11 protein-coding genes and 2 pseudogenes are annotated in these 14,490 nt (G+C 63.4%); 5 read left to right on the top strand and 8 right to left on the bottom strand.

What is annotated here, in order from left to right:
* The first annotated feature begins 103 nt into the window (after positions 1–103).
* The 4 genes from FOM02_RS16775 to FOM02_RS16760 all read left to right on the top strand — a co-directional run bounded on the left by FOM02_RS16775 (position 104) and on the right by FOM02_RS16760 (position 4,318).
* A complete protein-coding gene (locus FOM02_RS16775) occupies positions 104–955 on the top strand; it encodes a 3-hydroxybutyryl-CoA dehydrogenase (RefSeq protein WP_027562348.1) in 852 nt (283 codons plus the stop codon).
* Between the two features lie 140 nt (positions 956–1,095).
* Positions 1,096–1,560, top strand: a complete 465-nt coding sequence (locus tag FOM02_RS16770; protein WP_035730946.1) for a group III truncated hemoglobin — start codon at positions 1,096–1,098, stop codon at positions 1,558–1,560.
* A gap of 247 nt (positions 1,561–1,807) precedes the next feature.
* Complete coding sequence (locus tag FOM02_RS16765) at positions 1,808–2,461, top strand: ubiquinol-cytochrome c reductase iron-sulfur subunit (protein ID WP_027562350.1); 654 nt, start codon at positions 1,808–1,810, stop codon at positions 2,459–2,461.
* A gap of 117 nt (positions 2,462–2,578) precedes the next feature.
* Positions 2,579–4,318 carry a methanol/ethanol family PQQ-dependent dehydrogenase gene (locus tag FOM02_RS16760; RefSeq protein WP_027562351.1) on the top strand — a complete coding sequence of 580 codons (1,740 nt, stop codon included), beginning with the start codon at positions 2,579–2,581 and terminating at the stop codon, positions 4,316–4,318.
* Positions 4,319–4,651: 333 nt separating this feature from the next.
* Here FOM02_RS16760 and FOM02_RS16755 read toward each other — a convergent pair whose 3' ends face one another.
* The 7 genes and pseudogenes from FOM02_RS16755 to xoxF5 form a co-directional block, all read right to left on the bottom strand.
* Positions 4,652–4,909, bottom strand: coding sequence for a hypothetical protein (locus tag FOM02_RS16755; protein ID WP_027562352.1), 258 nt, complete (start codon positions 4,907–4,909; stop codon positions 4,652–4,654).
* Between the two features lie 157 nt (positions 4,910–5,066).
* Positions 5,067–7,378: pseudogene (locus FOM02_RS16750) on the bottom strand (molybdopterin cofactor-binding domain-containing protein).
* A gap of 1 nt (position 7,379) precedes the next feature.
* Positions 7,380–7,832 (bottom strand): (2Fe-2S)-binding protein, encoded by a 453-nt coding sequence (locus tag FOM02_RS16745; protein ID WP_027562354.1) that lies wholly within the window; start codon positions 7,830–7,832, stop codon positions 7,380–7,382.
* Positions 7,833–8,448: 616 nt separating this feature from the next.
* A complete protein-coding gene (gene gfa / locus FOM02_RS16740) occupies positions 8,449–9,012 on the bottom strand; it encodes an S-(hydroxymethyl)glutathione synthase (RefSeq protein ID WP_027562355.1) in 564 nt (187 codons plus the stop codon).
* A gap of 33 nt (positions 9,013–9,045) precedes the next feature.
* A complete protein-coding gene (locus FOM02_RS16735) occupies positions 9,046–10,155 on the bottom strand; it encodes an S-(hydroxymethyl)glutathione dehydrogenase/class III alcohol dehydrogenase (protein WP_027562356.1) in 1,110 nt (369 codons plus the stop codon).
* A 60-nt stretch (positions 10,156–10,215) separates the two neighbouring features.
* Entirely contained in the window at positions 10,216–10,707 is a 492-nt protein-coding gene (locus FOM02_RS16730; protein ID WP_027562357.1) for a c-type cytochrome, methanol metabolism-related, read from the bottom strand.
* A gap of 110 nt (positions 10,708–10,817) precedes the next feature.
* On the bottom strand, positions 10,818–12,623 hold the full coding sequence (gene xoxF5 / locus FOM02_RS16725; protein ID WP_027562358.1) for a lanthanide-dependent methanol dehydrogenase XoxF5: 1,806 nt from the start codon (positions 12,621–12,623) through the stop codon (positions 10,818–10,820).
* A 515-nt stretch (positions 12,624–13,138) separates the two neighbouring features.
* Here xoxF5 and FOM02_RS16720 point away from each other — a divergent pair.
* Entirely contained in the window at positions 13,139–14,107 is a 969-nt protein-coding gene (locus FOM02_RS16720) for a helix-turn-helix domain-containing protein (RefSeq protein ID WP_027562359.1), read from the top strand.
* Between the two features lie 76 nt (positions 14,108–14,183).
* Here FOM02_RS16720 and FOM02_RS16715 read toward each other — a convergent pair.
* Positions 14,184–14,405, bottom strand: a pseudogene (locus tag FOM02_RS16715) (hypothetical protein); the annotation flags it as partial.
* Positions 14,406–14,490: the final 85 nt, after the last annotated feature.

Below are 14,490 nucleotides of genomic sequence, written 5' to 3'. Positions count from 1 at the left end.
TGATCAGGTCGCCCCCGCCCGGTGGCGGTGCTAGACCCTGATGCAGAAACAATTGGGGCCGGGCCGTACCGGCACGCCCCGCAAGGATGAAGGATGTGAGGCAATGATCCAGACCGTTGGCATCATCGGGGCAGGTACCATGGGGAACGGCATCGCGCAGGTTTGCGCCGCGGCCGGGCTTTCGGTCGTGATGGTCGACATTTCGGATGCGGCGGTGAACCGCGGGCTTTCGACCGTCGGCGGCAGCCTCGAGCGCCTGGTCAAGAAGGAGAAGATCTCGGCCGCCGATCGCGAGGCTGCACTCAAGCGCATCACAGGCACCACCGATCGCGCCAAGCTCTCCGACTGCGACCTCGTCATCGAAGCGGCGACCGAGAACGAGGAGCTCAAGGTCAAGATCTTGAAGGACCTCTGCGCCACGCTGTCGCCGCGCACCCTGGTGGCAACCAACACCTCGTCGATCTCGATCACCAAGCTGGCCGCCGCGACCGATCGTCCCGATCGTTTCATCGGCATGCATTTCTTCAATCCGGTTCCGGTGATGGCGCTGCTGGAACTCATCCGCGGCTTGCAGACCTCCGACGACACTCACGCCAAGGCGCTCGATTTCGCCCAGCGCGTCGGCAAGGTGGCGATCACGGCCAAGAACAGCCCGGGCTTCGCCGTCAACCGCATCCTGTGCCCGATGATCAACGAGGCGATCTTCGCGCTGCAGGAAGGGATCGCAACGGCGGAAGAGATCGACGCCGGCATGAAGCTCGGCTGCAACCATCCGATCGGACCGCTGGCGCTGGCCGATCTCGTCGGCCTCGACACCATGCTCTCGGTGATGGAGGTCTTTTATAAGGGCTTCAACGATCCTAAATACCGTCCGGCCCCCTTGCTCAAGGAAATGGTCGACGCCGGCCATCTCGGCCGCAAGACCGGGCAGGGCTTTTACACTTACGGCACCTGATCATGGTGCAGGCGGCGGGCCTTTCGCGTCCGCCGCCCGATCCCCGCAATTTGCGCTGCGACAAAGACGCCGCGCGCAAATGGCCCGACAATGTCGAACGGGCGGCGTCGCGGGAACAACGAAAGCGGATAGCAAAAAACATGTCGGATCGACTGAAGGCCGAGCGCGAGGCGGCGGCCGCGCGGCGGAGCCTGTTGACCCAGGATGCGATCGAGCGCACCGGAATCACCGAGGAGATGATCGGGGAACTCGTCACCCGTTTCTACGGACGCGTGCGCGAGGACGCGCTGCTCGGGCCGGTGTTCGCGATCGTGCAGAATTGGGACGAGCACCTCGCCAAGCTCAAGGATTTCTGGTCGTCGGTCGTGCTGATGAGCGGCCGCTATCATGGCTCGCCGATGCGAGCGCATATGCCGCTGAGTCTGGTTGGCGATCATTTCGACCGCTGGCTCGATCTGTTCGAGCAGACTGCGCGCGAAGTCTGTCCGCCGCCGGCGGCTGCGCTGTTCATCGACAAGGCGCGGCGTATCGCCGACAGCTTTGAAATGGCTTCGGCCACCATCGCGGGCCGCATCGCTTCGCCGCGTCACGCGCTGAGGTCCTGACATACAAAATGCCTGCCTGAGAAACGCGCAAGTTCGCTTCGCGCAATGGCGCGTCGCACCAATTCCAGCATCATCGGTCTGATCTGCAAAATCATCATGCCGTTCGCGCGGTGTGACGTAGAACTCGCGAAAACGCGCGCGAACGCGTTCACTCTTGCTCAATCAAAGCGAGCAAAGACATATTGATGCACTGCGGCGCCAATCCTTCGCCTTGTTTTCGGCAGAGTTCCAGCGCCTGCTAGCGGGCATGGCGAGCGCACCGTTCAACACCCATTCCTCATTCTCCGAGACGATTGCGGACCCCGAAGCTGACGCGTGCACGGAGCAGACTCGACGGGCGATCCTGCTCGGCGCACTCGCCAGCACCGCGTGTCTCGGCTGCTCCACACGGGCGCGCGCGGGTGAGGATCCGCCTGGCTCCGACGAGCGTCCGCAAAACGGCGACGTGCTCGTCTTCTCCGAAGGAGACCAGGAGGGAAAGCTCATCACCGCAGCCGATCTGCCGGCGGGCGGACCGCCGGTGCATGCCTGGCCGAAGGACCCCAAGACATCGGTCGTGCGCAGCGCCTCGCGCCTCAACGAGATCCTGATCATCCGGCTCGATCCCGCCGAGCTCGACGAGAAGACCCGCGCGCGTGCGGTCGACGGCATCCTCGCCTATTCGGCGATCTGCTCGCATGCCGGCTGTCCCGTCACCGCCTGGGTCAAGAGCGATGTCGGCGACAAGGACGTGTTCAAGTGCATGTGCCACAATTCGGAATACGATCCTCGCGAGGGCGCGCAGGTCGTGTTCGGGCCGGCGCCGCGACGGCTCGCCGCGCTGCCGCTGGCGCTCGCCGCCGGCTCGCTCAGCGTCGCCGGCAATTTCATCGGAAAGGTAGGTGGCGCGCAGCCAGGATGATGGACGCTGCGGGTTATGCCCGCGTCACGAGAGGCCGCATCCGCCGAGGGGCGGACGACGGGACGAACGACAAGAATTCAGAACAAGAATTCAAGCGGATGAAAAAGGGGAACGTCCATGAAAACGTCGACCACCAGAAAGCAATGGTACCTGTCCGGCTTCGTCGCCTTCACTTGTCTTGTCTCGACCGCTGCAATTGCCGGCCCGATCGAGAGCTACGCGCCAGTCACCCAGCAGCGCCTGGAAAATCCGGAAGCCGGCAACTGGATGCTCTATCGCCGCACCTATGACGGCCAGGGCTATAGCCCGCTCGACCAGATCAACACCTCGAACGTCAAGAATCTCACGCCGGTCTGGACCTTCGCCACCGGCGTCGTCGAAGGCCACGAGGCGCCGCCGATCGTCAACAACGGCGTGATGTTCGTGGCAACCCCGATGGGGCAGGTGATCGCGCTCAACGCGAAGACCGGCGACGAATACTGGCGCTACAAGCGGCAGCTCCCAGACGATCTGTTCCAGCTGCATCCGACCAGCCGCGGCGTCGGCCTCTGGGAGGACAAGCTTTATCTCGCCACCACCGACGACCATGTCGTCGCGCTCGACGCCAAGACCGGCAAGGTGGTGTGGGACACCAAGGTGCAGGATTACAAGAAGGGTCAGTACATGACCCTGATGCCGCTGATCGTCGACGGCAAGGTCATCGTCGGCGGCTCCGGCGGCGAGTTCGGCGTGCGCGGCTATGTCGCTGCCTTCGATGCCAAGGACGGCAAGGAGCTGTGGCGGACCTTCACCATTCCCGGCGAGGGCGAGCCCGGTCATGACACCTGGCAGGGCGACGACTGGAAGAACGGCGGCGGCTCGGCCTGGATGACCGGCAATTACGACAAGGACACCAAGACGATCTATTGGGGTGTCGGCAATGCCGCGCCGTGGCCCGGCGAGATGCATCCCGGCGACAATCTCTACACCTCGTCGGTGCTCGCGCTCGATCCCGGCACCGGCAAGATCAAGACCTATCACCAGTACCACCAGAACGATTCCTGGGACTGGGACGAGGTCGAGGCGCCGATCCTGATCGACCTGCAACGCGATGGCCGCAACATCAAGAGCCTGGTCCATCCCGGCCGCGACGCGATCTTCTGGGTGCTCGAGCGCACACCGACCAAGATCAACTACGTCGCCGGCTGGCCGTTCGTCTCCACCGACGTCTGGAAGGGCATCGATGCGGAGACCGGCAAGCCGATCGTCGATCCCGACCACAAGCCGGTCATCGGCAAGCGCGTCGAGTTCTGTCCGTCGCTATGGGGCGGCAAGGATTGGCCGTCGGCGGCCTACAGCCAGAAGACGGGTCTCGTCTATGTGCCGGCCAACGAGAATTTCTGCGGCGGCTTCACCGGCGAGAAGCTCCCGCTCAAGCCGGGTGAGCTCTGGCTCGGCACCAAGCCGGAGGACATCGGCCTGAAGGCGAAGCCCGGCGCCGATCATTTCGGCGAGCTCCAGGCTTGGGATCCGACCACGGGCAAGAAGGTCTGGCAGCACAACTTCCCGAAATCGCAGTTGTTCGGCTCGGTGACGGCGACCGCGGGTGATCTCGTCTTCGCCGGCGGCACCAACGACCGCAACTTCCGCGCCTTCAACGCCAAGACCGGCGAGCTCTTGTGGGAGCAGAAGACCAACTCCGGCATCATGGGCATGCCGGTGTCCTATGAGGTCGACGGCACCCAATATGTCGCGATCCAGTCCGGGTGGGGCGTCGACGCGCAGCGCATCCAGGATGCGCTCGCCACCAATAATATCGGCATCGAGTCCAACGTGCCGCAGGGCGGCGTGATCTGGGTGTTCGCGCTGAAGAAATAGCTCCGCGGCGGATCGACGAAAGCGGAGCAGCAGGGGGGTGGAGAATGCGGCGGACGGCAACGTCCGCCGCATTTTGCTTGGCGGTGCGGATTGTTGTCGATCCTTCTCCCCTTGCGGGAGAAGGTGGCGTAGGCGGCCTTCGGCCGCCGTTCTCAGGAACGCCGAAGCAAAGCTTCGGCGTATGGCGCCGGATGAGGGGTATGTCTCCGCGCGCACTCATTGTGAGATGAGTTCGCAGGAACAGACCCTTCACCCAAGCAAGGTTGTATCTCCCAGCGTCGCGGCCCTCTCCCGCAAGGGGAGAGGGCACATCCATGCGCAGCCGTCAGATAACTACTTCCCCTGCCTGTCCACCTTGTCCTTTTCCTTCTGGTTCATCTCCCGAACCTTCGGATCCGGATTGTGCTGCCCGGTGGTCTGGGTGGTCGAAGGCGGCGGGGCGGTCGCATTGGGAAGTGAGTTCTGGTCGGGCGCGGTGGGGCGCGTCGCCGTGGTCGGGGGCGTCGTGTTGCTTTGGGCGAACGCGCCCGTGGTCATGAAAAAAGCGCCCGACAGCAACGAGACTGCGAGCGCCTTTGAGATGTTGGTCATCGATCTGCTCCTGTCAGATCGATGGAAACGGCGCGAGGCCGCCTTGTGTTCCCCGCCCTAAAGCGCGATGGGATGAAGATGAATCACCATCGCGCTTTAGGTTATTGTTTGAGCATGATCTTTCGGAAAACCGCTACGCACTTTTCCGGATCATGCCCTAGGTTTCGAGTTGCTTGCCGAGCGGAAGGTTGCGGATGCGCTTTCCGGTCGCGGCGAAGATCGCGTTCATCATCGCCGGTGCGAACGGGGGAACGCCGGGCTCGCCGACGCCGCTCGGCGGCGTGTCGGGTCCGGGCGGAACGATGTAGACGTTGGTGACCACAGGAGATTCATCCATCCGGATGACCTGGAAGTCGTCAAAGTTCTTCTGCTCCACCTTGCCGTCCTTGAAGGTGACCTCGCCGTATTTGGCAAGGCTCAACCCCATGATCGCCGCGCCTTCGATCTGCGAGGCGATGCGCTCGGGATTGACATAGGTGCCGCAATCGATCGCGGTGTCGACCCGCGGCACCGTCAGCTTGCCCTTCTCGTCGACGGCCACCTCGACGATGGTCGCGATGTAGCTGACGAAGCTGCGGTGGACCGCGATGCCGAGGCCGTGGCCCTTGGGCACCTGGCGGCCCCATTCACCCTTCTCGGCGACCAGCTCGACCACCTTGCGCAGGCGCGCGGTGTCGATCGGATAGCTGTCGAAGGGCTCGCCATAGTTCCACAGATCCTTCACCGCCGGCTTGACGATGCGCGGGCTGCCGATCAGCGCGAGCAGCGTCTCCTTCTGGTCGCGGCCGGTCGCAGCCGCGATCTCGCCGACCATCGACTGCACCGCGAACGCGCGCGGAATGTTCGAGACCGAGCGGAACCAGCCGATACGGGTGAACGCCGCAGCTTCCGGATTCTCGCAGGTGATGTTGGCGATCTCGAACGGCATGTCGACAAGGCCCATGCCGAGCTCGAAGGGAGCCGCGTGATTGGCGCCGGCGGCGAAGGTCGAAGCGATCGTCGGTGCCACGCTGCGATGGCGCCATGCGACCACCTTGCCGCTCTTGTCGAGCCCCGCCTCGATGCGTTCCACCGAGACGGTGTGCAGGAAGTCGTGATGAAGATCGTCCTCACGCGTCCATTGCACCTTCACGGGCGCGCCCAGTTCTTTCGAGAGGAGGGCAGCCTCGAGCGCAAAATCGCATTTCGATTTGCGGCCGAAACCGCCGCCGAGCAGCGTCACGTTGACGGTGACGTTGCCCTCGGGGATGCCGAGCGTCTTGGCGACATCCTCGCGGGTGCCGCCGGGGCTCTGCACCGCGCCCAGATCTCCGCCTTGTCGCCCTTGACGTCGGCGACCGCCACCGGCGGCTCCATGCTGACATGGGCAAGGTGCGGCAGATAATATTCGCCGACGATGACCTTGTCGGCGCTCTTCAGCGCGGTGTCGGCATCGCCCTCCTGGCGCACGACGAGTCCCGGCTTGCGCGCGGCCTCCTCGAGCTCCTTGCGATAGGCGACCGAGTCGTACTTGCCGTTGGCGCCGTCGTCCCAGGTCAGCTTCAGCGCGTCACGGCCCTTGATCGCCGCACCGGTGTTGCGCGCGATCACCGCGACGCCGCCGAGCGGCTGGAATTTCGACGGCCATGGCCAGCCCTGCACCTGCATCACCTTCTCGACGCCGGGGATCTTCAGCGCGTTGTCCGGCTCGAACTTGACCAGCTTGCCGCCGGTCACCGGCGGACGCGCGATCACGGCATATTTCATGCCGGGCAGGCGTACGTCGGCGCCATATTGCGCCTTGCCGGTGGTGATGTCGTGGAGATCGACGATGCCGACCTGGCCCTTGCCTAGATAGCGGAAGTCTTTGGGGTCCTTCAGCTTGAGGCCTTCGATAGCAGGCACCGATTCCTTGGCGGCGTCGGCCGCGAGCTCGCCGAAGCCGAGCTTGCGACCACTGGCGCTATGGACGACCTCGTGGTTGACGGCCTTGACCTCGGTCGCCGGCACGTTCCAGCGCTTGGCCGCGGCCTGCTCCAGCATGGTGCGGGCGGAGGCGCCGATCTGGCGCATCGGGATCAGGTAGTGCCGCGTGCTGCGCGAGCCGTCGGTGTCCTGGTTGCCGAACTTCACCTCATCGCCATGGGCCTGCTGCACCTTCACCTTGGACCAGTCGGCTTCCATCTCTTCCGCCACGATCAGCGGCAGACTGGTGCGCACGCCGGTGCCCATCTCGGAACGGTGAGCGAGGATGGTGACGATGCCGTCGGGCGCGACCGCGACGAAGACGCGCGGATCAACCACGACGCCATGCGGCATCTTGCCGGCGCCGGTTTCGTAGGCGAAGGCCTGGCGCGACATCACGGGTGCGGCGAGCACGAACCCGCCGGTGATGCCGAGCCCCTTCAGGATGCTGCGGCGCGAGACCTTCTCGACCTTGATGTTCTTTTCGAAGCCACGGAGCTTGCCGGGATTGTCGATGAAATTCATGTCACACTCCCGTCGATGCGAGATGGACGGCGTTCTCGATGCGCTGATAGCAGCCGCAGCGGCAGATGTTTCCGGCCATCGCCTCGCGGATCTGGTCGTGGGACGGCTTCGGGTTCTCCATCAACAGCGCCGCGGCCTGCATGATCTGGCCCGCCTGGCAGAAGCCGCATTGGGGCACGTTGACCTGGCGCCAGGCCTTCTGCACCGGGTGGTCGCCGTTCGGATGCAGCCCCTCGATCGTGGTGACCTCGCGTCCGGCGACGTCGTTGATCGACGTGATGCAGGCGCGCACGGCCTCCTTGTCGACGATGACGGTGCAGGCGCCGCACAGGGCCTGGCCGCAGCCATATTTGGTGCCGGTGAGCCCGGCCTCGTCGCGCAGGAACCAGAGTAGCGGGAGATCCGGGTCGCCGTCCCAGCTCTGTTCCTGGCCGTTGATCTTCACCTTGATCATGATCGTCCCTCGCTCTTCATAAGCATGTCGAATTCAAATTCGCCGATCTGGATCGGCGGCGGCTCGTGCGTCGTATCGGCAAATATCTGCCGTCATCCCGCGCGGGCAAATCCCGGAGGGAGGCAGCTACGCCAATGGCGATGTCTGGATGTGCTCGATACCTCCCGTGTTGTTCTTAATTGATTGAACTTCGCGCGGCATCGTGACGGCGCGACCGTAGCAGAGATCGCGCCGGCCCGGCGTTCACAGCCGAGTGTTCTCACCGGGAAAAGATTGCATCGATGGTTTGTCAAAAGCAGGGCGCAACATCAAGCCGCGCGCCTCCCAGGCGGGCGCACCAAAAAGGCTTCGTCCGCGAGAAAAGACTGCACGGACGAAGCAGGATGCCTCAGTCGAGGGAGGGAGAAGCGCAGTCCGCGGACTTCAATCAGGAAGCAGGCGGCACTGCGCAGTCATTCAGAGACCAGGACTGAGGAGCCAATGGCCCTCACGCATACGCGCCGTACAGAGGCGGCGGGGCACGCCGCGATCGTTCCGAGGCCAGGCCCGTCCGGCTCGCTGGCGTTGGTCGACGCCAGTGAGCGGACGGGCAGGGCCTGTGTTCAGGCGACCTCGTTCAGGCCGCTTTGGCTTTGGCCACGTGGGTCGCGATCGCGTCCATCAGTGCGGGCGACAGGCAGTCATAGGGCTCGAGCCCGATTTCCTTCAGCCGCGCGCGGATGCCCGCCATCTGCTCCGGCTTCACGCCCGATTCGATCACGGAGGAGACGAAGGCGGCGAATTGCGGCGCCTGCGAGCCCTGCTCCTGGAACAGCTCGGGATGGATGAAGTCGAGGCCGTAGAACGGATGGCCCTTGTTCTCGATGCGGCCGTACATGTGCGTGCCGCAGGCCTTGCAGGCGTAGCGCTGGATCACCGCAGAGGGATCGACGATCTGTAGCTTGTCGCCGTTCTCGGTCACGGTGACGTTCTGGCGCGGCACTACGGCCACGACCGAGAAGTTTGCGCCTTGCGGCTTCCAGCACTTGGTGCAGCCGCAGGCGTGGTTGTGGGCGACGTCGCCCTTCACCGCGACCTTGACCGGGTGGTCGTTGCATTTGCAGACCAGCGTGCCGCCGGCAAAGCTGCCGCTGCCCTGTTTGACGCCGTTATCGATCGAGGGATGGAGTGCAACAGTCATGGGTCGATCCTCCTTGGGTGCGATGCCTGTGGGCTAGTACACGACGACGGAACGGATGGATTTGCCCTCGTGCATGAGGTCAAATCCCTTGTTGATCTCTTCGAGCTTGAGTACGTGGGTGATCATCGGATCGATCTGGATCTTTCCGTTCATGTACCAGTCGACGATCTTCGGCACGTCGGTGCGGCCGCGCGCGCCGCCGAAGGCGGTGCCGCGCCAGTTGCGCCCGGTGACGAGCTGGAACGGGCGGGTGGCGATCTCCTTGCCGGATTCGGCGACGCCGATGATGATCGAGGTGCCCCAGCCGCGATGGCAGGCTTCCAGCGCCTGGCGCATCACGGTGGTGTTGCCGGTGCAGTCGAAGGTGTAGTCGGCGCCGCCATCGGTGAGGCCGACGAGATGCTGGACGATGTCGCCCGTAACTTTCTTGGGATTGACGAACTCGGTCATGCCGAACCGGCGGCCCCAATCCTCCTTGGCGTCATTGATGTCGACGCCGATGATCTTGTCGGCGCCGGCCATCTTGGCGCCCTGGATCACGTTGAGGCCGATGCCGCCGAGGCCGAACACGACCACGTTGGAGCCCGGCGTGACCTTGGCGGTGTTGACGACGGCGCCGACGCCGGTGGTGACGCCGCAGCCGATGTAGCAGCTCTTGTCGAACGGCGCGTCCTCGCGGATCTTCGCCACCGCGATCTCCGGCAGCACGGTGAAGTTCGAGAAGGTCGAGCAGCCCATGTAATGGTAGACCGGCTTGCCCTTGTAGGAGAAGCGGCTGGTGCCGTCGGGCATCACGCCCTTGCCTTGCGTCGCGCGGATCGCGGTGCAGAGATTGGTCTTCTGGCTCAGGCAGCTTTTGCACTGCCGGCATTCCGGCGTGTAGAGCGGAATGACGTGGTCGCCCGGCTTCACCGAGGTCACGCCGGGACCGATCTCGCGGATGATGCCGGCGCCCTCATGGCCGAGGATCGAGGGGAAGATTCCCTCGCTGTCGAAGCCGTCGAGCGTGTAGGCGTCGGTGTGGCAGATGCCCGTCGCCTTGATCTCGACAAGGACCTCGCCGGCCTTGGGTCCTTCCAGATCGACTTCGACGATCTCGAGCGGCTTCTTGGCTTCGAAAGCGACGGCGGCACGTGTCTTCATCGGTAGCTCCTCAAATTCTCATCAGACGCCAGGAAGTAGTCTTGGCAGTCTCCGTAACGTTCATTTCTTGCCCATGCAGGCGTCTTCAGCCTTGGTGTAGGCCTCGTTCTTCTCTTCCTTCTTGGAAGGACGCTGCCGGCCCCAGGCTTCGGTCGAGCGCGCGCGGAGATAGACGTAGAGATCGTCCATGTAGCAGGCGACATTCGGGTTGTCGCCGAACGCCGGCATGACGTTCTCCTGCGCGGTCGAGATGTTCTTGCGGCCAGAGGCAACGACGCCGAGGAAGTCGCCGTAGCTCATGGTCTTGACGGAATCCTTCAGCGCCGGTGCGTAAGTGGATCCCATGCCGTCGGGGCCATGGCAGACGTGGCAGTCGGAGTGATAGCGGCGGTAGCCGGAGTAGGTGAACCAGTCCACGGTGCCATCGGCCGAAATCTTGTAGGTCGGGTTTCCTTCCTTATCGAGCCATTTGCCGTCGTCTTCCTTCTTCACGGCGGTCGGGTCGCCCGGACCGTCCGCGATCGCAATTCCTCCGGACCCAACGAAGATCATCGCAGCAATGACAAAGCAGATTTTACGCAAGAGATTTTTCCTCGGAAGGCGTTCGGTGGAGACGAACCGGCGCGTGGAGCGATCCACGCGCCGGAGCGATGCTGAGGGGCCTAGTTGGGCAGCGAGAACACGGTCAGCGTACCGCCGAGAGCCGTGTAGTTGCTGAGAGCCGCATAGCCGCCGACTGCGCCGAGACCGGCGGTCGGATCGGTCAGACCAGCTGCCAGACCGATGCCAGCCCAGCCGCCGACACCCGAGAGCACTGCGACATACTGCTTGCCGCCGTTCTCATAGGTGGTGACGTTGCCGATGATGCCGGAGGGAGTCTTGAACTTGTAGAGCTCCTTGCCGGTCTTGGCGTCGACCGCCTTCAGGTAGCCTTCGAGCGTGCCGTAGAACACCACGCCGCCGGCGGTTGCGAGCGCACCCGACCAGACCGAGAACTGCTCCTTGTTCGACCAGACGATCTTGCCGGTCTTGCCGTCCCAGGCGATGAAGTTGCCCATGTGGCTTTCACCCTGCGGCGGATACATCGAGAGCGTCGCACCCACATAGGGCTGGCCCGCGGTGTAGCTCACCTTGAACGGCTCGTAGTCCATGCAGACGTGGTTGGTCGGAACGTAGAACAGCTGCGTTTCCGGCGAGTAGGCTGCCGGCTGCTCGTCCTTGGTGCCGAGCGCGGCCGGGCAGATGCCCTTCACGTTGTGGTCTTCACCGGCCTTGTCGGTCGAAGCTGCGTCGAGCACCTTCGGACGGCCATAGGTCGCCGAGTTCTTGTCCATGTCGACGCCGGAGGTCCAGTTCACCTTCGGATCGTACTTTTCGGCGACCAGCAGCTCGCCGCTCTCACGGTCCATGGTGTAGGCGAGACCGTTGCGGTCGAAATGGGTCAGGAGCTTGCGCGCCTGGCCGTTGATCTGCTGATCCGAGAGGATCATCTCGTTGACGCCGTCATAGTCCCACTCGTCGTGGGGCGTCATCTGGTAGACCCACTTGGCCATGCCGGTGTCGGCGTCGCGCGCGAAAATGGTCATCGACCACTTGTTGTCGCCCGGACGCTGCTTCGGATTCCAGGTCGAGGGATTGCCCGACCCGTAATAGACGAGGTTCAGAGCGGGATCGTAGGACATCCAGCCCCAGGTGCAGCCGCCGCCGATCTTCCACTGATCGCCTTGCCAGGTCTTCAGCGAGGAGTCGGCTCCGACCGGCTTGCCGAGCGACGTCGTCTTGGCCGGGTCGACCTTGATCTGGTCATCCGGGCCTTCCGAGAAGGCGCGCCAGACCTGCTTGCCGCTCTTCAGATCGTAAGCGGTGACGTGGCACTGCACGCCGAACTCGCCGCCGGAGATGCCGACGAGGACCTTGTCCTTGACGACCAGCGCCGCCGACGTGCCGGTCTCGCCCTTCGCCGGATTGCCGTTCGTCGCCGACCAGGCCACCTGACCGGTCTTGGCGTCGAGCGCGACGAGGTTGGTGTCGGCCTGATGCAGGATGATCTTGCCGTCGCCGTAGGACAGGCCGCGGTTAACCGTGTCGCAGCACATCACCGGGATGACGTTCGGGTCCTGCTTCGGCTCGTACTTCCAGATGATCTTGTTCTCGTTGGAAAGGTCAATGGCGTAGACCTTGTTCGGGAACGGTGTGTGGACGTACATGACGTTGCCGATGATCAGCGGGCCGCCTTCATGGCCGCGCAGCACGCCGGTGGAGAAGGTCCAGGCGACCTGGAGCTTGCCCACGTTTTGTGCGTTGATCTGGTTCAGCTTGGAATAGCGGGTATTGGCGTAGTCGCCCGCCGGCATCACCCAGTCTTTCGGGTTCTGCGACATCTTGATCAGCTCATCATTGGCTGAGGCGCTGCCGACGGCGAGAGCCGCCGCGGAGCCAAGATAAGTCGCCAGTAGCACCTTGCGCATAGTTATTCCTCCGTTGGTCTCGTTTATTGTTTCCGAAGCATTGATCAATCACCGGGCTTCTCGTCCGGCGTCTGCTCGTGCAGGGCGGTCACGATTGGGACCAGAAACGATGCTGTGCTGTTTCCTCCTCCTGGATGAGAGCCACGGGTCCACGTGCAGGAGCGGCCCGTTCTTGTTGTTCCTGACGCAATCCCTAACGGCTTCGTCATCGGGAAACTTGCCCAAGAGAGAAGGCGGTTTGCTCGACAGCGCACGGAGGCGAAGATTTTGATTTTGCAGTAGCGAATTCAGCGGCTTCCGCGCGGCTTCTGGAGCGCCGTCAGCACTCAGGTTCCCCTTGACGGCGGTGCAACTAAGGCGGAGGATTAACTTTAAAGGGTGGCAATGGGGCGATGGCGCTCGCTGCAAAAGACCGCTCAAATTCGAGGTAAACGTCACGCAATCACGGCTGAGGGCTCCGGCAGCGCCGGTCGCGATTCGCGTCCAATCTCCGGATCAAACCAGTGGCTGGATTAATGTCCGACACAATTCACACGCTCTCGACGACCGGAATGACGCCGAAGCGCCAGATCCAAAGCTGGATCGACGGGCTCACGAGCCTGTGTGGGCATTTCGACGTCGATCCACTGGAGGCGTCCTCGCTCGAAGGCCGCATCGACTACACCTCCGTCTCGCGCCTGAAGCTGTGTCAGATCGAGGTGAGCCAGCATCGCATCGCGCACACGCTGGCGCGCGCCAAGGCCAATGAACACCCGTACATCAAGATCCACTTCCAGACCTACGGCGTGTCGTATTTCGAGCAGGAAGGCCGCCATATCGAAATCAATCCCGGCGACATCATCGCTTATGACGTCTCCTGTCCGCATTCGATCATCAGCCCCGCCTTCACGCGTCACGACGTCGTGATCGTGCCCAAATCGTTGCTGCGCGATCGCGGCTTCCCGTCGCAGCGGATGCCAGCCTGCAAATTGTCGGCGAAGACCGGCACGGGGCGTATCGCTCATGACTTCGTCCATGCAACCTTCGACGAGGCGGCCAAGCTGTCGGCGAACAGCGCGGTCGGCGTCGCCGATTCGCTGATCGACCTGTTGCTGCTGCCGCTGCGCGAAGCCGACACGATGTTCGATCGCGTCGGGCCCGAGGCGATGTATGTGCGCGCGCAGTTCTTCATCCGCGAGCACCTGCGCGACCCGGATCTGTGCATCGACCAGATCTCGGCCGAGCTCGGCTGCTCCAAGCGCTATCTGCACATGCTGTTCTCGGAGCGCGGCACGACCGTGAGCGACTACATCTGGCAGGCCCGCTTGCAGAACTGCCGCCAGGAACTCGAGGCCCACGCCGGAAAGACCATCACAGACGTCGCGTTCTCCTGGGGCTTCTCCAGCTCATCGCATTTCAGCCGCGTGTTCCGGAAATATTTCGGCGTGGTGCCGTCCTCGATCCACAAGGCGCAGCAGGCCAGCGCCGTCGCAGACGAGCATTAGACAGTCGTCGCCGCGGTCGCTCCAGCGATAACGGTGCCGCTCAGGCCGTCGTCGCCATGTAGGGAATGCTGGTCAGGAGCGCGGCGAGCAGGCGACCGTCGAGGAGCAGAGCCACCGTTCCGATGAGGCCGGCAACACGCATCACCAGGAAATGCGCATTGAACATTCCGCGCAGCAATTGAGCGACGGGCTGGATGTCGAGCTTCACCAGCAGGAAGGCGGGCGAGGCCAGCGTGAAATAGCCCATCGGAAAGAGCAGGATGATCATAACGGCGACGGCGACTGCATCCGGTGTCATGCGATCTGCCCTTCTTGTGTGCGCTGGCGAGGGTTTCCGGCGCACAATCATAGCGGGAAAGTACGTTTTCCGACACTAGGCTTTT

The organism is Bradyrhizobium sp. SEMIA (assembly GCF_014844175.1).
In the GTDB taxonomy this organism is placed as follows: Bacteria; Pseudomonadota; Alphaproteobacteria; order Rhizobiales; family Xanthobacteraceae; genus Bradyrhizobium; species Bradyrhizobium arachidis.
Note: the sequence above shows the minus strand (reverse complement) of the source record. Positions and strands in the feature narration are given on the sequence as shown.